We start from the raw sequence: 23506 nt of genomic DNA on the forward strand, positions 1-23506 counted from the left end.
ACAATGGTGGTGATTCACAGTTCGTCATGAGTGTGCACTCGGTGTCACACAACGCTCATCGGGGGTTTTAGTGCTTAGCCTGCAGACATGTCAGTCCCCACTTTTTCCTCCCAGCCCGCGCCCGCGCCGTCCCTCGTTGTGCTCGGCGCGGGACCGCGGGCGGTGGGCGTGCTTGAGCGTCTCGCCGCAAATGCTGCCGAGCTCTGGCCCGCCGGCACGCCCCTCACCGTGCACCTGGTGGATCCGCATCCGGCGGGTCCCGGCCGGATCTGGCGTCATGACCAGTCGCCGCTCCTCAAGCTCAACTCGATGGCCGCGGATGTGACGATGTTCACCGATGAGACCTCGGTTATCGAGGGTCCGATCCGGCCCGGTCCCTCGCTGGTGGAGTGGGCCGAGCGGGTGCGCACGGGCGAGATCGTTCTGCCCGTGGACGAGAAGCGCGGCGTGGCGGACGCGGCGGGGAACACAACTCGCGGGCCCGGGGATACGGGGTCCGGTGTGGACGATGCGCTCCGGGAGGAGCTGAACGACCTCGGGCCGGCATCCTTCCCCACCCGGCGCCTGCAGAGCCTCTACCTGCGCTGGTTCTATGCCGAGACCGTGCGGAAGCTCGGCCCCGGCGTGCGGGTCATCGAGCATCGTGCCCTCGCCCGGTCGGTGCGCGAAACCGCGGACGGATCGCGACGGGTGCACCTGGATAACGGTGACGTCCTCGACGCCGACCTGGTGCTCTATTCCCTCGGCCACACCGGAGTGGACCCGGCGCCGGAGCATGCGCGGCTGCAGACCTTCGCCAACGATCACGGCCTGTTTTATCTGCCCCCGGCCTTCACCGCGGATGCCGATACCCGGGCACTCCGGCCCGGCGAAAACGTCCTGGTTCGTGGGTTTGGACTCGCCGCCGTGGACCTGATCGTGTTGCTCACCGAGGGGCGTGGCGGCCGATTTGAGCGTCCGCTTCCCGGCGGCCCGCTGCGCTATGTCCCCTCGGGACGGGAACCCCGGATTTTGGTCGGATCCCGGCGCGGCGTCCCCTACCACTCGAAGATCGGCTCGGCGCTCGCCGGGGAGGCCCCGTCCCCGAGATTTTTCACCGCCGAAGTGGCGGCCCGGCTGGAGGCCGAGCGAGACTCGCTGGATTTTGCCGATGATGTCTGGCCGCTGATCGCCAAGGAGATGCTCTGGGGCTACTACCGAGAACTCTTCACCGGCCACCCCGAGCGGGTGAGCTCCACGTGGGAGACGTTCTCTCGGGCCTTCGAGCCGATCGATCCGCGGGCGGTGCTGATCGCCACTGCGGCGGGCGAACCTGTCACCGTGGGTCAGGACACGACGCCCGCGGACTCAGCGCCCTCCGTGACCGCGCGCTCAGACACAACCTCCACGACGCGGCCAGACGCGTCCGTGTCCGCGGGATCCCAGGGGTATCCACTCCCCCGAATTCGCGACGACCGGGATCGGGCCACGGTGGACGCCGATGCCCGGACACTGTCCGCTCTGATTGAAGCGTCGGTCCCCGACCCCCTGGATCGCCTGTTCCTACCCGATCTTGATCGCCCGCTCGCCGGTGCCCAGTTCGACCGGGTTGAGGATCTGCAGCGGGCGGTGCGCTCCTACATCGAAGACGACCTGCGCCTACGCACCCGCCCCGAACACAGCGCGACGCTGGGACTGTTCCTCTCGATCCTCACCTCGATGTTCACCTTTGCCGAGCTGGTGGCCTCGCCCAAGTGGACGGCTCGCTCCCGCGTCGCGGATATCAACGGCTGGTGGCAGGGCTACTTCAGTTTCATCGCCAGCGGTCCCCCGGCACACCGCCTAGAGGAGCTGCTGGCCCTGTCGGCCGCGGGCATTGTGGACTTCCTCGGTGGGGACATCCGGGTTGATACCGACAACAAGACCGGCGTGTTCCGCGCCCGGGGGTCGAATCACGACCGCACGGTGTCTGCCCGCGCGCTGGTGGATGCCCGCCTGCCCGACGCAAACATCGCCCGCAGTGATAGTCCGCTGCTGCGCAGCCTGATCGACACGGGAGACGGGGTTGAGGAAATCGCCCGGGATCCGCACACGTCGGGGCGAACCGAACTCACCGCCCCCACCGGGAAGCTCACGGTCCGACCCGAGGATCGCCGAGTGGTGCACATCGGGGGTGACCCCGCCCCACGCAGTTTCGCAATCGGCCCCTATACCAACTCCCCGTTCGTCGGGGCATTTTCCCGGCCCCGGACCAACGCCGTCTCCTTCCGTGAAAACGATCGGGTTGCGCGGGCCCTGCTGATCCGCCTGGCCGAGATCACCGAGCACCGGGTAGCATCGGACACAGCCGGTCCCACGCCAAGCGATGTCTCGAATTCTCGGGCCTCCGCACCCGACGTCAGGGACCGGACGGCTCAGGAATTTCTTGCGGAGGCTCGATGACCAATTCTGTGGACACCCTCGTGATCGGCGGCGGTGCCATGGGCTCGGCCGCGGCCCGGGAACTTGCCCGCCGCGGGACCGATGTGGCCCTGTTTGAGCGCTTCACCCCGGGGCACACCCAGGGTGCCTCGCACGGGGCCTCGCGCAATTTCAATCTCTCTTATGCCGAGCCGGTGTACCTGCGCATGCTCGCCGCCGCGCTTCCGGCCTGGCGCGAGCTTGAGGCCGAGACCGGGACCGCGCTGCTCGACCAGGTGGGTATCGTGAATCACGGCGCAAACCCGGCCTTTGACGCGGTGGCGCGGCTGCTACCCGAGTTCGGTTTCACGGCCGAGTTCCTCGACCCGGCCGTCGCCGGAAGGCGCTGGCCGGGAATTCGGTTTGATACCCGGGTATTGGCCACCCCGCAGGCCGGCCGGCTCAACGCCGATGCCGCGGTCACCGCGCTCCAGGAATCGGCGCGCGCGCACGGGGCGCACATCCGCCACGGCGCACGGGTGACGCGAGTACAGGTCCTCGGAGAGAATCGAGTCCGGATCACGGTGGTGCCCCAGAACGCGGACGGATCCGCCCGGGGTGATGCCGAATTCTGGGAGGCTCGGCGGGCCGTGGTCACCCTGGGGGCATGGACCACCGCGCTCCTGGGACCGGACATCGTCCTGCCCCGGCTCACCGTCACGCAGGAACAGCCCGCTCACTTTGCCGAACGCGAACCGGGACTGATCTGGCCCGGATTCAACCACACGCCGGACCCGCGGGATCAACGCTTTGGCTACTGGCGCTCACCGGTTTATGGCATGCAAACCCCGGGTGAGGGGATCAAGGCGGGATGGCACGGCGTGGGCCCGGTCACCGATCCCGACGCCCGCACCTTCCGCAGCGAACCGACCCAGCTGCGTGACCTCCGGCGTTATGTCAGCGACTGGCTGCCCGGTGCCGACCCCGACTCCTTCGGCGAGATCAGCTGCACCTACACCACCACCGAGGATTCACACTTTGTGCTCGACCGGGTGGGCCCAATCGTGGTGGGTGCGGGCTTCTCCGGGCACGGATTCAAATTCACGCCGGTGGTGGGAACGTACCTGGCCGATCTGGTGCAGGGCCGCGGCGCACCCAGGCTGTTTTCGCTCCGGGCGGCACGCGGCCCCGTCCTCGTCTAGGCCGCGTCGGTGTGCGCCTTGTCTGCGGCGGTCACGTCGGCTGAGTTTGGCGCGTCGGCTGCCTCCGCAGACCCGGCCCCGCCTGCCGGGTCGGCTGCCTCAGCCTGCAGCTCGGGGAGGAACTCGGCGCGCTCGGCGTCGTAGCGAGCCTGGATCTCACGCGCGTCCAGGTCCTCGCTGGTCAGGGACTTCGCGAACCCATAGATACCGATCTGCTCGGGCGTCCCCTCGGGATCGAACAGGGGTGTCCACCCGGTGCCGAGGTACAGGCGAACAGCCTCGGGTTGACGCGGCCCGGTGGTCAGGTAGGCGCGGGTGAAGCCGCGACGCCGGGACTCGTCTTCCAGCTCGGCCAGCACGCGCTTAGCGAGACCCTGTCGGCGCTGCTGGGAAGACACCCAGATGCGTTTGAATTCGGTGGTGTGCTGATCGAAGCGTTTGAACGCGCCGCCGGCCACCGCGACGCCGTCGCGCATCAGCAGGGCGAAGGCCCCGATCGGAGGCAGGAAGTTCTCGGCCGGATAGCGATACAGTTCGGCGGAGGCGGGCTCCCCGAAGAGGTCACCGTAACGGTGGTCATACTCGGCGGCAAGCTCGCGAATCAGCGGTTCTACACGCGGGTCCTCGGGGGATACATACACAAACTCCTCGTGCGGAACGCTCGAAGCTGCGGAACCGGCGGCGGCGTGTGTGTCGGTGGGGGTCTGATCGGTGTCTGTCACGGCGATTCTCCAGGGTGACGTGGGCGCGCGGGCTTGCGGAAAAGCGGGCGGTGCGGGGATGGGGAGCGCTCACGGGAGAGGTAATTCTCACGGAACACTCGAACGTAACACGAGCAGTGTAGTCCTGATTCCCGACCGCACTCCTCGGCCTGTCGGAACCAGTCGCACTGCCTCAATGATCGTAGGGCTCGATGTGGTCTCGGACGATGCCGCGGGCCCAAGCCTAGTGATCGTACGGCTCGATGTGGTCCCTGACGATGCCGTGAGGCGGGACCGAGGGCGCCGGTGCCGCCCGATCCAGCAGCGCGGCGGACATGATCGCCCCGGCCCCGAAGCGCGCACGCAGCGTATCGATCGCGGATTCGGCCTCGCGCCAGTCCTCATCGGGGTCCCAGAGTGCGGCGCGCGGATCGGTTCCGGTCTGCAGCTGTTCCCCGCGGACGCCGATCAGCCGAACCGGACGCCCGGCAATCTCCAGCGCGTCCACCAGGTCGGCGGCCTCCTCAAAGATTCGCCGGGCCACGTGGGTGGGCTCGGCGAGGGTGCGCGAGCGAGACAGCGTGGTGAAATCGTCAAAGCGCACCTTGATCGCGACCGTCTTGGCCGACATGTCCGCGGCCCGCAGCCGCGCGGCAACCCGGTCGCTCAGTCCTAGCAGCTCGCGGCGAATTGCCCGCGGGTCGGCGATCGAGTGTTCGAAGGTCACCTCGTGTCCGATGCTCTTTTCGGCGGCGACCGCCGGCTCCACCCGGCGGGCATCCTGGCCGCGGGCGAGCAGTTGCAGCTTGAGCGCGGTGGCCGGACCAACCGCACGCACCAGGAGTCGTTCGGGGGCATCGGCCACGTCGGCCACCGTGCGCAGCGCGATTCGTTCGAGTGACTCGGCGGTTTTCGCGCCCACACCCCAGAGTGCGTGGATTGGGAGCGGACGCAAGAACGCCACGGTTTGGGCCTTGGGGATGACCAGCAGGCCGTCGGGCTTGCCCTTACCGGAGGCGATTTTGGCCACAAACTTGGTGGCGGCGATGCCCACGGTGCAGGCCAGACCGGTCTGCTCCCGTACCCGGCGACGAATCTCGTGCCCGATCTGGCTGGGGCTGCCCAGCAGTCGGCGAGCGCCGGACACGTCGAGGAATGCCTCGTCGATACCCAGCACCTCCACCATCGGAGTCATCTCACGGAAGATATTCATCACGATGCCCGAGTAGTGCCGGTAGGCGGCGAAGTCTGGCTCGATCACCAGCAGCGAGGGACACAGCTGGAGTGCGCGGGCCATCGGCATCGCCGCGTTGACTCCGTAGCGCCGTGCCGCATAGTTCGCGGTGGACACCACGCTGCGTCCCGAACGGTGGCCGATGGCCACCGGCCGATGCGCGTCTTCGGGGCGATCCAGCAGCGACACCGACGCAAAAAACGAGTCCATGTCCACGTGCAGGATCGGGGTCTCACTGTCGTCGGCGTTTGCCGCCGACACCAGTCTCTCGCGCCCGTCCTGCTTACTCACTCCCCCATTGTCCCACCGACCCCCGACATCGGCGAGGGCAGAGTCTATGCCGGATTCGCTTCCCGGTGTCCGGCACCGAGCGCGTCACGGATACTCTGCGCCGTAAACGCCTGCTTGGGGTGCCGCCGCTCGGTTTCATCGGTCAGGGCGAGAATCGAATCAACCAGGGCGGGCGTGCGGGAATTGGGGCACAGCAGGATCGCGAGTTCTAACTGTCCCAGCAGGGCAGAGCGTCGCGGCACGATTTCAAGGTAGGCCTCCCACCCGCGCGGATCGCCGGTCAGTGCCAGCAGATAGGCGGCCTCGCACCGCGTGGGCAGATCCGCGTTGTCAACAAACGTCTCGCCCGTGGAGTGCAGCCACTCCTCCCACCACGAACCGTGATCCTCGCTGCGGAGGTCTCCCCACATGGGGTGCACGATATAGCGTTCGTAGGCGTTTCGCACCGTGTTGAGGAGGATCGCACGGGTTCGGTCATCGGCGGCGCGCAGGGCCGGATCCACGATGTCTCGGAAATCCGCGGAACGGAAGTGGTTTCTCACGGGGAGAAGCATCCAGCTAAGCTCGGCACGGGCCAGCCGGTTCAGCGCTCGTGCCGACTGCAGGCGGGTCTCGGCGCTGGTTGACCCTAGATCCTCGGTGATCCGTGCCAGCTCGGCCTCCAGCGCCGCGGCCTTCCGGGCGTATTTATCGGATTGCAATAGCGAGATGATGTGCGGCTCCATGCTCGCTAGGGTAGCCGGAATCGCCCGTGCATCGCTGCACCCTGGCTTCACTTGGCGAACAAAAACGGCGGCCCGCTCTCCCCGAAGGGAGTGCGGGCCGCCGTGGAGCGAGACGTGAACTATGCCTGCGCGGCACGCTCCAGCAGGAGCTCGCGCACGCGGGCGGCGTCGGCCTGGCCCTTCATGGCCTTCATGACGGCACCGATGACGGCACCGGCGGCCTGGACCTTGCCCTCGCGGAGCTTTTCCAGGATGTCGGGCTGGGCGGCGAGAGCCTCGTCGATTGCGGCGATCAGCGCACCGTCGTCGCTCACCACGGCGAGGCCGCGAGCGTCCACAACCTCCTGCGGCGAACCCTCACCGGCGATAACACCCTCGATAACCTGGCGGGCCAGCTTATCGGTCAGGGTGCCGGCCTCGACCAGCTTGGCGGTCGCGGCGACGTTCTCCGGGGAGATCAGCGACGCGGCATCCACACCCTGGGTGTTGGCGATACGCGAGATCTCGCCGGTCCACCACTTGCGAGCGGCCTGCGCGGTGGCCCCGGCGGCGACGGTAGCGCTGATCTCGGCCAGCAGACCACCGTTCACGACGTCCTGGAACTCCAGGTCGGTGAAGCCCCACTCGCCCTTGAGGCGACGGTTGCGGGCGGCGGGGGCCTCAGGCAGCTCGGAACGCAGCTGCTCGATCAGCTCGCGGCCCGGAACAACGGGCAGCAGGTCGGGCTCGGGGAAGTAGCGGTAGTCATCCGCGTCCGACTTCGGACGGCCGGCGCTGGTGGTGCCGGTGTCCTCGTGCCAGTGACGGGTCTCCTGGGTGATGGTGCCACCGGCCTCGAGGATCGCAGCCTGACGCTGGATCTCGTAGCGCACCGCACGCTCAACCGAACGCAGCGAGTTGACGTTCTTGGTCTCGGTGCGGGTACCCAGCTTCTCCTGGCCGCGGGGGCGCAGCGAGACGTTGGCGTCACAGCGCAGGTTACCGCGCTCCATGCGAGCCTCGGAGATGCCCAGCGAGATCGCGATCTCACGAACCACGGCCACATAGGCCTTAGCCAGCTCGGGGGCGTTGTGCTCGGCACCAAAGATGGGCCGGGTCACGATCTCCACCAGCGGCACACCCGCGCGGTTGTAGTCCACCAGCGAGGCGGACGCACCCTGGATGCGACCGGCCGAACCACCGACGTGGGTGAGCTTTCCGGCGTCCTCCTCCATGTGGGCACGCTCGATCGGCACGTGGTAGATCGAACCGTCGGCCAGCTCAACCTCAACCGAACCGTCATAGGCGATCGGCTGGTCGGACTGGGTGATCTGGTAGTTCTTGGTCATGTCCGGGTAGAAGTAGTTCTTCCGGGCAAAGCTCGAGGTCTCGGCGATCTCACAACCGAGCGCGAGGCCCAGGCTGATCGAGTAGCGCACGGCCTGCTCGTTGACCACCGGCAGGGTGCCCGGCAGGCCGAGGTCCACCGGGGTGATGTTGGTGTTGGGCTCGGAACCGAACTCGTTCGGTGCCGACGAGAACATCTTCGTCTTGGTACCGAGCTCGATGTGAACCTCGAAGCCGAGTACGGGCTCGTACAGTTCGAGCGCACGCTCGAAGGAGAGGATCTTGTCCTTGGCCATGTTTACTTTCCTCCCAGGGCGGGTGCCTGCGAAATGAGGGTGTGTCCCCAGCCCTCTTCGAGGCGAGCCTCGATGGCGGCGGCGACGCGGTACAGACGGTCATCGGCGCGAACCGGAGCCATCAGCTGCAGACCGGTGGGCAGACCGTCCTCGGGTGCGAGACCCATGGGGATGCTGATTCCGGGCACACCCGCGAGGTTTGCGGGAATGGTTGTGATGTCGTTGAGGTACATCGCCAGCGGGTCGTTGACGCGCTCTCCGATCTTGAAGGCGGTGGTCGGGGCCGACGGCGAGGCAATGACGTCCACCTGGTCGAACGCGGCGTTGAAATCGCGCTGAATCAGCGTGCGGACCTTCTGCGCGCTGCCGTAGTAGGCGTCGTAGTACCCCGAGCTGAGGGCGTAGGTACCGAGGATGATGCGGCGCTTCACCTCGGGACCGAAGCCGGCCTCGCGGGTCGCGGCCATGACGTCCTCAACGGTGCCGCCACCCTGCGGGTGCACGCGCAGACCGAAGCGTACAGAGTCGTAGCGGGCCAGGTTGGAGGAGGCCTCGGCGGGCAGGATCAGGTAGTACGCGGCAACGGCGTACTCGAAGTGCGGGGCGTCGATCTCCACGATCTCGGCACCGGCACCCTGCAACAGGGTCAGGGTCTCGGCAAAGCGCTGCTCAACACCGGCCTGGAAACCCTCACCGGAGAACTGCTTGACCACGCCGACGCGCAGGCCCGTGAGGACCTCGCCCGACTGACCCTCGCGGGCAGCGGCGGCCATCGACACCCAGGACTCGGGGATCGAGGTGGAGTCGCGGGCATCGTGCCCACCGATGACGTCGTGCAGCAGCGCGGCGTCGAGGACGGTCCGGGTGACCGGGCCAATCTGGTCCAGCGAGGAGGCCAGCGCGATCGAACCGTAGCGGCTCACACCACCGTAGGTGGGCTTCACGCCGACGGTACCGGTGACGTGGGCGGGCTGGCGGATCGATCCACCGGTGTCCGAACCCAGTGCCAGCGGTGCCTCGAAGGCGGCCACGGCCGCGGCCGAGCCACCACCGGAACCACCGGGGATGCGGGTGAGGTCCCACGGGTTGTGGGTGGGGCCGTAAGCCGAGTGCTCGGTGGAGGAACCCATCGCGAACTCGTCCATGTTGGTCTTACCGATGGCGATCAGGCCGGCGGCGCGGGCGCGCTCCACCACGGTCGCGTCAAACGGGGACATGTAGCCCTCGAGGATCTTCGATCCCGAAGTGGACGGCATATCCGTGGTGACCAGGACGTCCTTGACCGCGAGCGGCACACCGGCCAGCTCGTGGAGTTCCTCACCGGCGGCACGACGCTCGTCGATACCGCGGGCGGTCTCCAGCGCCGAGTCAGAGACGTGCAGGAACGCGTGGACGTCGCCATCAACGGCGGCGATGCGGTCCAGGTGAGCCTGGGTGGCCTCCACTGCGGAGACCTCACCGGCGGAAAGCTTGGCGGCCAGCTCGGCCGCGGACAGGCGAATCAGGTCGCTCATTACTGCTCCTCCCCGAGGATCGCGGTGACCACAAACTTGCCGTCCTGCTGCTCGGGCGCATTCTGGAGCACCTGCTCCTGGGTGAGGGTCTCCCCCACCACGTCGGCGCGCAGCGCATTGGTCAGCGGGATCGGGTGGCTCGTGGCGGGCACGTCAGCGGTGGCCACCTCCGAAACCTTCGCGATGCTGTCGACGATCTGACCCAGCTCGGTGGTGAGGCTGGCGATTTCGTCCGGGCTGAGGTCGATCCGGGAGAGCGACGCGAGGTGCGTCACGAGCTCCGGGGTAATTTCCGACATGTAGCTCCATCTCAGAGGGCGGGAAGAATCTCCTCAGTCTATCGTGGGGCGCGCTCCCCTCGCCTCCCGCCACCGCAAAAGTGCGGTGACGGCGGGGTAAACCGTACGCCAACCACGCACCACGCCCCGGGTTTCGCCCGGAATCAGCGGCTGTCTGCGTAGTATGGTGCCCGTGAATACCTCGTCTTTCGCATCCGAAACCCGTCCCTGGCTGGCCAGCTACGCCGAAAACGTCCCCGAGGACATTGCCGTCCCCTCGGGCAACCTGGGTGCCCTGGTCCAGGGCTCGGCCGAGAAATATCCGAACGCCGTGGCGCTGGAGTTCTTTGGTGCCACCACCACCTATGCACAGTTGCAGGATCAGATTGAGCGTGTGGCCGAGGGCCTGCGCCGCCTCGGTGTGCGCCGCGGCGACACGGTCGCGCTGGTGCTGCCCAACTGCCCGCAGCACATCGTCGCGTTCTACGCGGTGCTGCGCCTGGGCGCGATCGTGATCGAGCACAACCCGCTCTACACCCCGCGTGAGCTGCGTCACCAGTTTGAGGACCACCGCGCGCAGACCGCGATCGTCTGGGACAAGGTGGCCGAAACCGTACAGGACTTCCCGGTTGACCTCGGTGTCCGCTCCCTGGTCTCGGTGAATGTGACCACCGCGATGCCGCGGGCCATGCGCGCCGCGCTGCACCTGCCGATCGCCTCGGCTCGTGCCTCCCGCAAGCAGCTGACCACCCAGGTGGAAAACACCATCCGCTGGGAGAAGCTGCTCAAAAACGACCGGATTTCGGCCGAGGTTCCCGAGCCCGAAACCTCCGAGACCGCGGTCATTCAGTACACCTCGGGCACCACCGGCAGCCCCAAGGGTGCGGTGCTCAGTCATGCCAACCTGCTGGCCAACGCGATGCAGGCGCAGGCCTGGACCCCCACCATTACGCGCGGCGGGTGCGTGGTCTACGCGGTCCTGCCGATGTTCCACGCCTACGGGCTCACCCTGTGCCTGACCTTCGCGATGAGCATGGGTGCACGCCTGGTTCTGTTCCCCAAGTTTGATCCCGACCTGGTGCTCAAGGTCATGAAGAAGCACCCGCCGACCTTCTTCCCCGCGGTCCCGCCGATCGCCGAGCGACTGATGCAGCGTGCGGTGGAGCGCGGCATCTCGCTCGAGGGGATCGAGATCGCGATCTCCGGGGCGATGCCGCTGCTGACCGAGCTGGTCGAGCCCTGGGAGAAGCTGAGCCGCGGCTACCTCGTCGAAGGCTTCGGGCTGAGCGAGTGCTCCCCCGTCCTGATGGCCAATCCGGTGGCCGAAAACCGCAAGGCCGGCACCGTGGGTCTGCCGATGCCCGGGACCCTGCTCAAGGTGGTGGACCCCGAAAACCCCACCGTCGAGCTGCCGCTGGGTGAGCCCGGCGAGCTGCTGGTCAAGGGCCCGCAGGTGTTCTCGGGCTATTACCGCAAGCCCGAGGAAACCGCCGAGGTGTTTGTGGACGGATGGTTCCGCACCGGCGATATCGTCACCATCGACGAGGACGGCTTCACCCGCATCGTTGACCGGATCAAGGAACTCATCATCACCGGCGGCTTCAACGTCTCGCCCTCCGAGGTCGAAGCCACGATGAAAACCCACCCCGCCATCGCCGACGTCGCGGTGGTAGGTCTGCCCTCGACTCACTCGGGTGAGGACGTGGTGGCCGGCGTTATCGTTGAGGCCGGACAGAGCCTCAACGAGGAGGAGGTGCGCACCTGGCTGCGCGAACGCCTCACCCCCTATAAGGTTCCGCGCCGGATCGTTGTGCTGGATGAACTGCCCCGCTCGCTGATCGGCAAGGTGCTGCGCCGCGAGGTGCGCACCAAGATTCAGGAGCTCGACGCCGCCTAGGGCGCCCCACGCGCACAACGCCCCTCCTCACTCCCGGTTACGGGAGGACGGAGGGGCGTTCTGCCGCGCCGGTCGAGACCGCGGTCACTCCCGATTCCGGGAGGACGGACGGCCGTTCTGCCGCGCCGGAGGAGACCGCAGTCATCCCCAGTGGAGGTGGCCGGTGCCCCGTGGGGTTAGGCGTCGCGACGTCGCGTACGGATCCAGACGCCGGCAATCAGGAGCAGCATCGCGGCTCCCGCGAGCAGCGGAACCCCGGCCGAACCGGTGCCGGGCAGGCCACCGTGGCCTCCCGGATCGGTGCTCGGTGTACCCGATGAGGTCGGACCGGCCGACGGCAGGACCGGACCCGCGGTCTCGGTGGGTGTGGGATCCGTCGGCGTCGGGGTCGGGTCGGTCGGGCTCGGGGTGGGTGTCGGGCTCGGGTCCGTCGGCGTGGGTGTTGGGGTCGGCTCGGTCGGCGTCGGAGTGGGCGTCGGCTCGATCACCACCTCGGGCACCGCGGCTGCGGTCGCCGGATCCCCGCTGCCAGCCTCGCTGAACGCCCGCACTCGGAACTGCGTTTCGGTCCCCGGAGCCAGGCCGGTGATCACCCGCGTGGTGGCGGTGGAACGGGCCTCCTGTGGCATGGTGACCCAGGTGGCACCGCCGTCAGTCGAACGCTCCACCACGTAGTCGAGTACGTCCGCCTGACCGTGCCCCACGGCCGAGGCAGCCCAGTTCAGGGTGACCGACTCGGGTCCCGGCGTGGCCGTCAGCCCGGTCAGTGGCGAAGGCGTGAGCGCAAAAATCTGCACGATGGAACGGGTGTTACTCGCGCTGGTGTTCTGCTGGGTCGTGGCATACACAAATCCCCGTGCATCCACCGCCATTCCGCGGACGGTCCCAGTGCGCCCCTCATCGTGCACGTTCCCGGAGACGGATCCAATCGTGGTGATATTCGCACCCGCCGAGGTGCGCCGGGCGATTCCCCCGGAGCCAAGTACGCTCAGGACGTCGCCGTTAGCCTGGTCGACCTGCAGGCTCATGACCGAGCTAAACGGCCCGGCGTTCACGGCACCGCCGGTGCCGAAGGAGGTGTCTACACTCCATGCCCAGCCGTTGGGGTTTTCGGGGGTCGCGGGCAGTCCCGCGGCCTTGTTCACCCGCAGCTTGTGAATTTTGCCCTGACGTCCACCCGCATAAATATCGCCCACGTAGATGCCACCGCCGGTGCGGTCGATCGCAATGGACTGCGGACTGTTGAGGCGCCCGGGAGCGGTGATCGGCTGATCGGGGGTGACTGCGCCGAGGTAGCGTCCGCGCAGGTTCCCCGAGGAGTCGAAGACCACGACGGCCGCATATCCCTCGGCGGTCACATAGATGTCCCCATCGGCATCCACCGCGATCCCCACCGGCCACGTCATCCGAGCCGGATCCGAGGAGACCCCCGGGGCACCCCAGCGGGCCAGCTCAACGCCGGCGGGTGAGTACTTCTTGATGAACGGAGCCGAGTTGGAGGTCACCACATACACGTTTCCGTCGGCATCGGTGGCCACACCCCGGTGCCCGCGCACCTCGGGGTCCCCGGCCAGAATCAGATCCGATCGCACCAGGTCTTGCGGGTTGGGTTCGGTCTGATGGGTTTTCACCGTCCACTCGCCGTTGGTGGTGTACGCGATACCGTCGAGTCCCGGCTTGCCGGTCAGGGTAAACGCCTGCAGGCTGTGTCCGGCATCCTGAGAACCCACCTCGCGCGGGGCGAGACCCGAGTCGGCCACATAGATCTTGTCCCCGGCAACCGAGATGCCGTAGGGGAAGTAGAAGTCGAAGGGCGCGGGCGTGCTGACCGCATTATTCACCCCGAACTGGCCGATATAGCCGTACCCGCCGCTGCCAATAGTGCGGCCGGGATACTCGGTGGAGTGGACCGCGGCAGCCACCGCGGGTCTGGAATCGGGGACGACGATCACGGCCGCAACCGCGAGGGTGGTCGCGGCGATCAGCGCACCATGACGAACGTTGGGATTCCGCAATACAGTCATACATACTTTTTATTGGATTTCCGACTAAATGCGAATGCCCAGTGGAAATTGGAGTCCGGTATATTCACCCCAGTTCGGGGCGAACGACTGCTATTCGGTCAAAAAACCCGGTCCCTCAACCACCAGCCGCGCAAACTGCGCCGCATCCAACACCGGCACACCCAGCGCCTCGGCCTTGGCCAGCTTTGAGCCGGCTCCGGGCCCGGCAGCCACATAGTCGGTCTTCTTGGACACGCTCGAGGCGGATTTTCCGCCGGCGGAAATGATCGCCTCGGCGGCACCCTCCCGGGTGAAGCCCTCCAGCGATCCGGTTGCCACAATCGTCAGTCCGGTCAACACACCGTCGGCCGCGGCCGAGGCACCGGGACCGGGGTGGCCCGGGGTGGCCCACTGCACGCCGGCCGCGCGCCAGGCGGTCAGAATCTCCTCATGCCAGTCGATCGGGAACCACTCCAGCAGCGAGTCGGCGATGGTGGGGCCCACCCCCTCAACCTCGGCCAGTTCCTCCCGGGTGGCCGAGCGGATCGCATCCAGCGAGCCAAAGTAATCGGCCAGGGCTCGCGCGGCAACCGGTCCCACGTGACGAATGTTCAGCGAGACCAGCAACCGCCACAGCGGCTTGGTCTTGGCGATCTCCAGGTTGCGCAGCAGCTCCTCAGCGTTCTTGGAGGGCACCCAGTCGGCGTCCCCGAAGAACTCGCCCTCGGGGTCAAACTCGGGATCACGCTTGCTGCGCTTTCGACGGAACGGGTTGAGCCGCTTGGGCTCGCCGGTCTTTTCATCGATGCGCGGTTCGCCGGTTTCGCCGTCCCGCACCTCGACCACGATCGGGAAGATGTCTTCCAGGCGCAGCGCAAACAGCCCCGCCTCGGTCACCAGCGGCGGAACCTCGGGGAACACCGGCTGGGTCAGTGCGGCCGCGGCCACCTCGCCGAGTGCCTCGATATCGAGGCCCCCACGCGAACCGATGTGCTCAACCCGGCCTCGCACCTGGGCGGGGCAGGAGCGGGCGTTGGGGCAGCGGAGGTCGATATCGCCCTCCTTCATGGCCCGCAGCTCGGTCCCACACTCGGGACAGCCGACGGGCATCACAAACTCGCGTTCGGAACCATCACGCAGGTCCACAACCGGCCCCAGCACCTCGGGGATCACGTCTCCGGCCTTGCGCAGCACAACCATGTCACCGATCAGGACACCCTTGGCCTTGACCACGTCGCGGTTGTGCAGGGTGGCCTGGGCGACCTCGCTGCCGGCCACCCGCACCTTTTCCATCACCGCGTACGGGGTTGCCCGACCGGTCCGCCCCACGCTCACCACGATGTCCAGCAGTCGGGTGTGCACCTCCTCGGGCGGATACTTATAGGCGGTCGCCCAGCGCGGCGCCCGGCTGGTGGCACCCATTTCGGCGTGCAGGGCCAACTCATCCACCTTGACCACGATGCCGTCAATCTCGTGGGTAAAGGACCCGCGATGGGCCCCCACAAATTCGATCCGCTCGGCCACCTCATCGATCGAGGCAAACACCTTGGAGTTGGGCGAGGTGGGCAGTCCCCATCCGGCCAACAGATCGTAAACCTCGGACTGCGCCGAAACCGGCGGGTTTTCCCAGGCGCCGATGCCGTGCACGTACATCGCCAGCTTGCTCAGACGCAGCTTCATCGCGGCAAGCTGGGCGGGAGTCTTGCGGTCAGGCTTTTGCCGCAGCGATCCGCTGGCCGCGTTCCGCGGGTTCGCAAAGACCTTCTCGCCCACCTCCTGCTGGGTGCGGTTGATCTCATCGAAGTTCTCCACCGGGAAGAAGATCTCCCCGCGCACCTCGACCAGCGCGGGCAGATTGTCGCCGTGCAGGCGGTCCGGGATGCCCGGAATCAGCGCGACGTTCTCGGTCACGTCCTCCCCCACCACGCCGTCGCCACGGGTGGCGGCGCTCACCAGGACCCCGTCCCGGTAGCGCAGGTTGATGGCCAGACCGTCGATCTTAAGCTCGGTCAGGAACCTCACCTCACGGCCCGCCAGGGCACGCGCCTTCTCGGCCCACTCCCGCAGCTCGTCCAAGCTAAACACGTTGTCGAGGCTCAGCATGCGCTCGGCATGGGTGACCTCGGAGAACAGCGTGTTCTTCGCCGCGCCGACCGTCAGGGTGGGGCTGTCCTGGGACTGTAATTCGGGGAAGAGCCGTTCGAGCTCGGCTAGGCGATGCTGGAGCGCATCGTATTCGGCATCGGTGACCGGGGCGGCATCGCCCCCATAGTAGGCATCGCGCAGGGAGAGGATGCGCTCGGTCAGCTCGGCCACCTCGGCTGCCGCGGCCTGGCGCTCCGGCTCGGCGGCTTCGGGCACAGCGGCTTCGGGCACAGCGGCTTCCGGCACCGCTGCGGGCGCGGAGAAAGCGGACTGGGGAGCGTCGGAACCTGCGTTGTTAGTCACAGATCCATTGTACGAAGGGACCCCCGACAACGGCTATCCGCCCCGCCAACACACATTTGTCGTATATTCACCGTGAATTTTGGATACAAAACGGTCTCGGTTTCCGTGTTTTGCACAAACGTGCTTATGGTGTGAGACGTACTAATTCGATCTATGGCTGCTCCGGGGGCAGCCGTAGGCCGAGCCCGGACGCCATAAGTGACCGGACGCGGGTAAGTTCCCCGAACGAGAAAAGAGAATTCGTGTCCGAATCTAGGGGGCCGCACTCTACTGCGGAACAGAAAAAGCTACATCGGCGCGTGGTGGGGGTTGCCGCGGCCGCAGCAGTCGGAGGATTTCTTTTCGGCTTCGACTCCTCCGTTGTTAACGGCGCCGTCGATGCGATGCAGAAGCACTTCGCACTCTCCGACGCACTGATCGGCTTCGCGGTTGCCTCCGCGCTGCTGGGCTGTGCGATCGGTGCCTACTTTGCCGGTCGGATCGCGGATAGCCGCGGCCGAATCTTCACCATGCTGCTGGGCTCGGCCCTCTTCCTGGTCTCCTCCTTCGGTGCGGCCTTCGCGTTTGCCCCCTGGGATCTGATCATCTGGCGCGTCGTGGGAGGCCTGGGAATCGGTATCGCCTCGGTGGTGGCTCCGGCCTATATCGCCGAGGTTGCCCCCAAGTATGAGCGTGGCCGTCTGGCCTCGCTGCAGCAGCTGGCGATCACCCTGGGTATCTTTGCCGCCCTGCTCTCCGATGCTTCCTTTGCCGGGGCTGCCGGATCTGCCGAGTCGGATTTCTGGTTTGGCATCGAGGCCTGGCGCTGGATGTTCCTCGCCTGCGCCGTCCCGGCCGTCGTCTACGGCATCCTGGCCCTGCGCCTGCCCGAGTCTCCGCGCTACCTGCTGATGCACGGTCGTGAGCCCGAGGCCCGCAAGATCTTCGCCACCATGTGGAAGGCCGAGGACATTGAGGCCGCCGTGGGCGAGGCCAACCGCGCCATCGAGGAGGATAAGACCACCAAGAAGGCCTCGCTGTTTGAGGGCCGTCGCCTGCTGCCGATCGTCTGGATCGGTATCATCCTGTCGGTGTTCCAGCAGTTCGTGGGCATCAACGTGATCTTCTACTACTCCACCACCCTGTGGAAGGCCGTCGGGTTCGACGAGAGCAACTCGCTGCTGATCGGTGTGATCACCTCGGTGATCAACGTGGTCGCAACCCTGGTGGCCATCGCCCTGGTGGACCGGATCGGCCGTCGTCCAATCCTGCTCACCGGTTCGCTCGGCATGGGTGTGTCCCTGGCCGCGATGGCGATCTCCTTCGCCAACGCCACCGTGGTCAACGGCGAACCGCACCTGCCCGGTGCCTGGGGAACCGTCGCGCTGATCGCCGCCAACCTGTTTGTGGTTTGCTTCGCGGCCAGCTGGGGCCCGCTGGTCTGGGTGCTGCTGGGCGAGATCTTCCCGGGTCGTATCCGCGGTAAGGCGCTCGGTGTGGCCGCCATGGCCCAGTGGATTGCCAACTTCCTGATCACCGTGAGCTTCCCGGTCATGGCCGCGGCCTCGCTCCCGCTGACCTACGGCATGTACGCGCTGTTTGCGTTCGCCTCGCTGGTCTTTGTCTGGTTCAAGATTCCCGAGACCAACGGCCTGAGCCTCGAGCAGGCGGAGACCCTCTTCACCCGCAAGAACGTGGCGAAGAAGGACTAACAGTCCCACACAAAAGGCGGCGACCGGAATTCCGGTCGCCGCCTTTTTGGTTTCGGGATTTAGCCCAGCGCACCCGCGGGCACGGCCGAAACGGTGCGATCGATCGTGCACTGCCCCAGCACCCGGGTGCCCACGTAGATCACCGCGGTCTGGCCGGGGGCGACGCCATCCAGCGGGGTCTCGGGGATGATGTGCAGCTCGGTTCCATCCGCGGTCTCCGCCACGCGGGCAACCGCGGGCACCGGATCGGCGTGGGCGCGAATCTGCACCTCACAGTCGAAGGTCTCGGTGGGGTTTTCGGGGGCAAGCCCCGCCCAGGTGTAGCGGGATCCGGCGATCTCGGCGGTCGCCAGAGCCTCCTTCGGTCCGACGATGACCTCGTTGGTCTTCGGACGCACCTCGAGCACAAAGCGCGGGCGGCCATCAGGTGCCGGGGTACCCAGGTGCAGGCCGCGACGCTGACCCACGGTGTAGGCGTGCGCACCCTCGTGGCTGCCCACGACGTTGCCGGCGCGGTCAACGATCTCGCCGGTCTGCGTCCCCACCCGCTCGGCCAGCCAGCCGCGGGTATCACCGTCGGGGATGAAACAGATGTCGTGGCTGTCGGGCTTATTGGCCACGCTCAGTCCGCGCTCCTCGGCCTCGGCCCGAACCAGCGCCTTGGTCGGGGTGTCGGCCAGCGGGAAGTAGCAGTGCTTGAGCTGCTCGGCGGTCAGCACACCGAGCACATAGGACTGGTCCTTGGCCCAGGCGCTCGCCCGGTGCAGCTCGATGTTGCCCTCGGCATCGGTGACGATGCCCGCATAGTGGCCTGTGCACACGGCGTCGAAGCCGAGGTCCAGGGCCTTTTCCAGTAGCGCGGCGAACTTGATCTTCTCGTTGCAGCGCATGCACGGGTTCGGGGTACGACCGGCCGAATACTCGGCGATGAAGTCGTCCACCACATCGAGTTTGAAGCGTTCGGAGAAGTCCCACACGTAGTAGGGAATGCCGATGATGTTGGCCGCACGCTGGGCATCCATCGAATCCTCGATGGTGCAGCAGCCTCGGCTGCCCGTGCGGAGGGTTCCGGGCATCCGGCTGAGCGCCAGGTGCACCCCCACGACCTCATGCCCGGCTTCGACCGCCCGGGCCGCGGCGACGGCGGAGTCCACTCCACCGCTCATTGCTGCAAGAACCTTCATCCCACAAGTCTACGCGCCGAAGGGAAATCCCCACATTCGAGCAAGAAACCCGTTTCGCGGCGGCGCGGCGGGATCGCTCAAACCCTCCGTGCACGCCTGTTCGTCCGGGCTGCGTCGTTAGACGGATCGGCTGGAGAGCCCCGCGCGTGCGGCCGACGCATAGGCGGCCGGAAGCGCGGCGATACACGCGTCCACCTCGGCCTCGGTGCTGGTGTGCCCGAGGGTGAAACGCAGCACGCTGCGTGCCGCGTCCTCATCTCGGCCCATCGCCAGCAGCACGTGGGAGGGCTCGGGAATGCCCGCCTGGCAGGCAGACCCGGTGGACACCGCGAGGCCCGCCATGTCCAGCAGGAAGAGCAGAGAGTCGCCCTGCGCGCCGGGGAAGGCCACGTGCACGTTGTTATCCAGGCGCTCCTCCCCGGCGAGACCGGACAGGGTGGCGGCGGGATTGGCCGCGAGGATCCCGGAAATCAGCCGGTCCCGAAGCGTGATCAGTCTGGCGTGCTCCTCGGCACGGGTTGCTTCGGAAACCGTCGCGGCCGCCGCGAAGGCCACAGCCGCGGGCACATCCTGGGTACCCGAACGCACCTGGCGCTGCTGGCCACCCCCGTGCAGCAGCGGTTCGATCGCCGCGCTCCGGGCCAGCACCAGCGCACCGATGCCGATCGGACCGCCGATCTTATGTGCCGAGACGCTGATCGCAACCGGTCCGGCATTTCCACCGGATCTGGATTCGGTGCGAAGCGCATGGAGGTCAATGTCGGCGTGCCCATAGGCCGCAACCGCATCCAGGTGCAGCGGCACCCCTGCCTCGGTGGCAAGCCGCGACAGCTCGGCCACCGGCTGGATCGTCCCGACCTCGTTGTTCGCCCAAATCGCGGTGGCACACGCCACCGCGTCACCGTACTCGGCCAGGGCCGCGGCAAACGCGTCGGTGCGGATCCGACCGGTCGCATCCAGGGGAATCGCCACGATGGTGGCGCGCTCATGGGTCGCCAACCACTCCGCCGTGTCGATGGTCGCGTGGTGTTCCCCGTCGGGCACCAGAATCACCGGGCGTGCCGCGCCGGTATTGCGCTGCCAATACAGGCCCTTGAGCGCCAGGTTGATCGACTCGGTTCCGCCGGAGGTGAATACCACCTCGATCGGATCGGCCCCCACGGTGCCCGCAACGCGCTCCCGCGCCTCTTCCAACACCGCGCGGGCTGCCTGCCCGGGGCCGTGAATCGAGGCGGGATTACCCACCCGCGCATGCGCGGCCACCAGCGCCTCCAGCGCCTCGGGGCGCATCGGGGTGGTGGCCGCGTGATCGAGATAAATCGACATCGAACCCGGAGCTTAGAAGAGCAGGTCGGAGAGTGCGCGACGTGCGGTGCGCACGCGCGGGTCCTCGGCCCCCACCACGTCGAAGTATTCCACCAGGCGCTCGCGCAGGCGTCCACGGTCCTCGGCGGAGGCTGCCGGGAACAGCTCAAGCAGACGCGCGAAGGCATCCTCGATGTGGCCACCGGAGAGGTCCAGGTCGGCCACCGCGAGCTGCGCGGTCACATCGGTGGGGCCCTCGGCCGCGGCGCGGCGAATCTCGTCCAGGGTGCCGTGGCTCAGGCGCTCCAGCAGGCGCACCTGGGACAGGCCGGCACGGGAGAGCTCATCGCGCGGGTTCAGCTCGAGTGCCTCCGAGTAGGCCACGATTGCGGCCGGGAAGTCGCCCGCCTCGATCGCGTCATAGGCTGCCTGCTGCTGCTTGGTGAGCGGTTCGGGCTGGGGCTCGACGGCCGCGTCGGTGGCCTGGGCGATGCCGGTGACACCGTTCTGGCCCGCCAGCTCGATCAGCTGGGCAAAAACCGCCTGGATCTGCGCATCGGGCTGGTCGCCCTCAAACATCGGGACCGGACGTCCGCCGATCAGACCGGCCACGGTCGGCACGGCCTGCGCCTGGAAGGCACCCACCAGCTGCGGGTTGGCGTCGCCATCCACCGTTGCCAGGACCAGTCGTCCACCAAAGGCCTCCACCAGCGTGCCCAGACGCACACGCATCGCGTCGCTCTCGGGGCTGCGCGGAGACCAGATCAACAGGGCGACGGGCACCTTGGCCGACAGCTCGGCCACGACGCTCACGGTCGCGTCGGTCGCGGTCAGTACCAGGCTGGCTACCTGGACCACCTCGGTACCCGCGGGAACCTGGGCGGGGGCGGCGGGAGCCTGCTCGCCGGGCACGCCAAACGCGCTCTGGGCGGGGGCGGCCGGGGCCGGACGGCCCAGGCTGGACAGGTCTGCGGCTCCGCGCAGTCCTGCGGGGATGGACTCGTTTACGGTCACTGTACTTCCTCGGCTTTAATCAGGGCCTGGCTGAAGCCCAGAAGGGTGATCTTCTGGTTGCTATCCTTCGCCGGCACATAAAACAGTAGCTGCTCTTCGTAGGTGGTCTGCAGCGGTTTGGTGGTTTCCGCGGCACCCAGCAGGGCCGCCACGGCCTCACCGCTGGGCTTCACCTTGGCGTCGGCGCTGGTGGGCGACACCTTCACAATATCGTGCAGACTCACCGAGACGATCGCACCGGAGTCGTTGGTAGCCAGCGCCAGCGGCTTACCCGTTCCAGGTTCGGTGCGGAATTCCGCGGTTGCAGCCTTATCGGCCAGACTCGCGGTCACATCGTCACGGAACTTCTTAATCTGGGTACGCAGCGAGTCGCCATCGGCGGCAAACTTGCCGTAGCTTTCGCTCTGCTCGCCGTTGGTGAGGATGTCACCATAGGCGGCGGCCAGCTGATCCGGAGCCATGGCCAGGAATGCGGAGTCTGCCGGCACCGAGGCGGCACCCACGGTGACCGAGGCAACATCGGGAATCGTGACCTTGGGCTCGAGGCGGGTCGCATAGTGCACCACGTAGTTGGCGCGCGGGCTGTCCTGCACAAGCATCAGCGCGGTCGGGGCCAGCGTGGGATCGTCCTTATCGGCGACCACGGTCAGCAGCGTGCGCGGCCAGCCGTCGGTGGCCTGGGGCAGGGTCAGACGCAGCGGCGATCCGGGGACCGGGGTCAGCGGCGCCAGCTGGGCATTAACACCCTGAATCTTGTAGCCGATTTCGCGCTCGGTCAGCGCGGGTCCGGCAAAACGGGTCTTGGCGAGGTCGAGGTTTTTAGCCTGATCTGCCTCATGCGTGGTTACCGAGATGCGCTGGATGATGCGTTTGGCCTGCGGCTCGGTGACAACCGGATTGGGCAGCGCATCGGCGTCGGAGGTGGCGCTTGGGCTGGCCGAGGGGTCCGTCGGGTTCAGCGGGGCGACCGAGGCCGCGTTGCCCTCGGGGCTCTGGGTTGCGCCGCCGGGCCAGTACGCGGCCGAACAGCCGGAGAGAGCCAGCACGGTGGCCAGTCCCAGCGGAACCACGACCAGACTCCGCTTCCCAAAGCGCGGGCCGGTGGCCCCGCCCTCGGGACGATACTTGCGTGCGCGTGGCAGCTTCACCTTGGATCCCTCCTCGGGCAGCGGTGCCAGGCTCTTTCGACGCGGTCCACGCGACTTACGCATGTGACGCACACCCAGCAGGTACAGAATGATACCCAGCAGCAGGAAGGCCAGGCCGGCCACGATCAGCGGACCCGCCCAGGGGGTGCTGTTATCCAGGGGCCAGCTGACGGTGATGTTCTTGGGGGCCGGCTTGGTGCCGTCCGAGGCGATAATGACCGAAACGTCTTCGGGAACCGAGATCGGGGCGATCACCGCGGTGTCCTCGGAGGTCTCCCACAGCCACATGTCCGATCCGGCAGGGTTATCCCAGGTCGCCGGGCTCACACCCTCGGGTGCGGTGCTGGCCGGAATGGTGGAGCTCACCTCGGGGGTCTTGACCCGATCCACGAGCTGCGTGCCATCCTTGTTCAGGGCGAGCTGGTTGTACTTGGACTGGCCGAGCCACGCCTCGACGTTGCTCGTGCGACCGTAGGCCACAAAGACCTTCTCGCCGTCATCGCCGGTCACCGAAACCGACTGGGTACCCTCGTGTGAGGTCAGCACGGATCCACCAATCACGGTGTAGGGCTCGGAGGAGGAAACCTTGGTTTCCAGCTCCACCTTATCCGGGCCCAGGAACACGGTTCGCTGGGCGATCCCGAGCACAATCAGGACGGCGGCAAGCACGAGTGAGGCAATGGCCAAAACAAAACGCACGGATTTTCTCCTTCTGTGTCACCGCAAATCGGGCTACCAGGTCATCATCTTTTCGGTACGCGGTCACACACACAGACTCCTCAGGATAACCGACTTGGCACACGGGTGCCCAGATTGATCCGGAAATTCTCAGCGTCCAGCGTTGGCTCGCCGCCATTTTGGCAGCCTCGG

General features: G+C 67.0%; 16 protein-coding genes. 4 read left to right on the forward strand and 12 right to left on the reverse strand.

The genetic code is table 11. From position 1 onward, the window contains the following. The first annotated feature begins 87 nt into the window (after positions 1 to 87). Together D9V34_RS11515 and D9V34_RS11520 are read left to right on the forward strand one after the other, a co-directional pair. Complete coding sequence (locus D9V34_RS11515; RefSeq protein ID WP_121688928.1) at positions 88 to 2421, forward strand: FAD/NAD(P)-binding protein; 2334 nt, start codon at positions 88 to 90, stop codon at positions 2419 to 2421. Beyond that, the gene (locus tag D9V34_RS11520; protein WP_121688929.1) at positions 2418 to 3581 is read left to right on the forward strand and encodes an FAD-dependent oxidoreductase; all 1164 of its coding nucleotides are present in this window, start codon (positions 2418 to 2420) and stop codon (positions 3579 to 3581) included. Before D9V34_RS11515 ends, D9V34_RS11520 begins: the two co-directional genes overlap by 4 nt. Here the strand turns inward: D9V34_RS11520 and D9V34_RS11525 are convergent. From D9V34_RS11525 to gatC, 6 genes are all read right to left on the reverse strand, one after another. Continuing rightward, positions 3578 to 4303 carry a GNAT family N-acetyltransferase gene (locus tag D9V34_RS11525; RefSeq protein ID WP_121688930.1) on the reverse strand — a complete coding sequence of 242 codons (726 nt, stop codon included), beginning with the start codon at positions 4301 to 4303 and terminating at the stop codon, positions 3578 to 3580. The genes D9V34_RS11520 and D9V34_RS11525 overlap by 4 nt on opposite strands. A gap of 223 nt (positions 4304 to 4526) precedes the next feature. Then, positions 4527 to 5807, reverse strand: a complete 1281-nt coding sequence (gene dinB, locus D9V34_RS11530) for a DNA polymerase IV (protein WP_121688931.1) — start codon at positions 5805 to 5807, stop codon at positions 4527 to 4529. 44 nt (positions 5808 to 5851) lie between these two features. Next, positions 5852 to 6532 carry a hypothetical protein gene (locus tag D9V34_RS11535; RefSeq protein WP_121688932.1) on the reverse strand — a complete coding sequence of 227 codons (681 nt, stop codon included), beginning with the start codon at positions 6530 to 6532 and terminating at the stop codon, positions 5852 to 5854. Between the two features lie 119 nt (positions 6533 to 6651). Next, positions 6652 to 8154 (reverse strand): Asp-tRNA(Asn)/Glu-tRNA(Gln) amidotransferase subunit GatB, encoded by a 1503-nt coding sequence (gene gatB / locus D9V34_RS11540; protein ID WP_121688933.1) that lies wholly within the window; start codon positions 8152 to 8154, stop codon positions 6652 to 6654. 2 nt (positions 8155 to 8156) lie between these two features. Next, positions 8157 to 9668, reverse strand: a complete 1512-nt coding sequence (gene gatA / locus D9V34_RS11545; protein ID WP_121688934.1) for an Asp-tRNA(Asn)/Glu-tRNA(Gln) amidotransferase subunit GatA — start codon at positions 9666 to 9668, stop codon at positions 8157 to 8159. Beyond that, entirely contained in the window at positions 9668 to 9967 is a 300-nt protein-coding gene (gene gatC, locus D9V34_RS11550; RefSeq protein ID WP_121649015.1) for an Asp-tRNA(Asn)/Glu-tRNA(Gln) amidotransferase subunit GatC, read from the reverse strand. The genes gatA and gatC overlap by 1 nt, the downstream gene beginning before the upstream one ends. 163 nt (positions 9968 to 10130) lie before the next feature. Here gatC and D9V34_RS11555 point away from each other — a divergent pair, with 163 nt between their 5' ends. Next, a complete protein-coding gene (locus tag D9V34_RS11555; RefSeq protein WP_121688935.1) occupies positions 10131 to 11843 on the forward strand; it encodes a long-chain-fatty-acid--CoA ligase in 1713 nt (570 codons plus the stop codon). A gap of 176 nt (positions 11844 to 12019) precedes the next feature. Here D9V34_RS11555 and D9V34_RS11560 read toward each other — a convergent pair whose 3' ends face one another. Further along, the gene (locus D9V34_RS11560) at positions 12020 to 13867 is read right to left on the reverse strand and encodes a fibronectin type III domain-containing protein (protein WP_121688936.1); all 1848 of its coding nucleotides are present in this window, start codon (positions 13865 to 13867) and stop codon (positions 12020 to 12022) included. A gap of 90 nt (positions 13868 to 13957) precedes the next feature. Further along, complete coding sequence (gene ligA / locus D9V34_RS11565) at positions 13958 to 16222, reverse strand: NAD-dependent DNA ligase LigA (protein ID WP_220700591.1); 2265 nt, start codon at positions 16220 to 16222, stop codon at positions 13958 to 13960. Positions 16223 to 16536: 314 nt separating this feature from the next. Between ligA and D9V34_RS11570 the strand changes: the two genes are divergently transcribed. Further along, positions 16537 to 17985 carry a sugar porter family MFS transporter gene (locus D9V34_RS11570; RefSeq protein ID WP_121688938.1) on the forward strand — a complete coding sequence of 483 codons (1449 nt, stop codon included), beginning with the start codon at positions 16537 to 16539 and terminating at the stop codon, positions 17983 to 17985. 59 nt (positions 17986 to 18044) lie between these two features. On the opposite strand, the gene mnmA is transcribed toward D9V34_RS11570, so the two are convergent. From mnmA to D9V34_RS11590, 4 genes are all read right to left on the reverse strand, one after another. Then, positions 18045 to 19169 carry a tRNA 2-thiouridine(34) synthase MnmA gene (gene mnmA / locus D9V34_RS11575; RefSeq protein ID WP_121688939.1) on the reverse strand — a complete coding sequence of 375 codons (1125 nt, stop codon included), beginning with the start codon at positions 19167 to 19169 and terminating at the stop codon, positions 18045 to 18047. Between the two features lie 117 nt (positions 19170 to 19286). Continuing rightward, on the reverse strand, positions 19287 to 20495 hold the full coding sequence (locus D9V34_RS11580; RefSeq protein WP_121688940.1) for a cysteine desulfurase family protein: 1209 nt from the start codon (positions 20493 to 20495) through the stop codon (positions 19287 to 19289). A 12-nt stretch (positions 20496 to 20507) separates the two neighbouring features. Continuing rightward, positions 20508 to 21488: a tetratricopeptide repeat protein gene (locus tag D9V34_RS11585; protein WP_183091966.1), complete on the reverse strand. Its 981-nt coding sequence runs from the start codon at positions 21486 to 21488 to the stop codon at positions 20508 to 20510. Further along, positions 21485 to 23335: a DUF8094 domain-containing protein gene (locus D9V34_RS11590; protein ID WP_121688941.1), complete on the reverse strand. Its 1851-nt coding sequence runs from the start codon at positions 23333 to 23335 to the stop codon at positions 21485 to 21487. The genes D9V34_RS11585 and D9V34_RS11590 overlap by 4 nt, the downstream gene beginning before the upstream one ends. Between the last annotated feature and the right edge of the window lie 171 nt (positions 23336 to 23506).

Source organism: Mycetocola lacteus, assembly GCF_003667575.1.
GTDB lineage: Bacteria > Actinomycetota > Actinomycetes > Actinomycetales > Microbacteriaceae > Mycetocola > Mycetocola lacteus.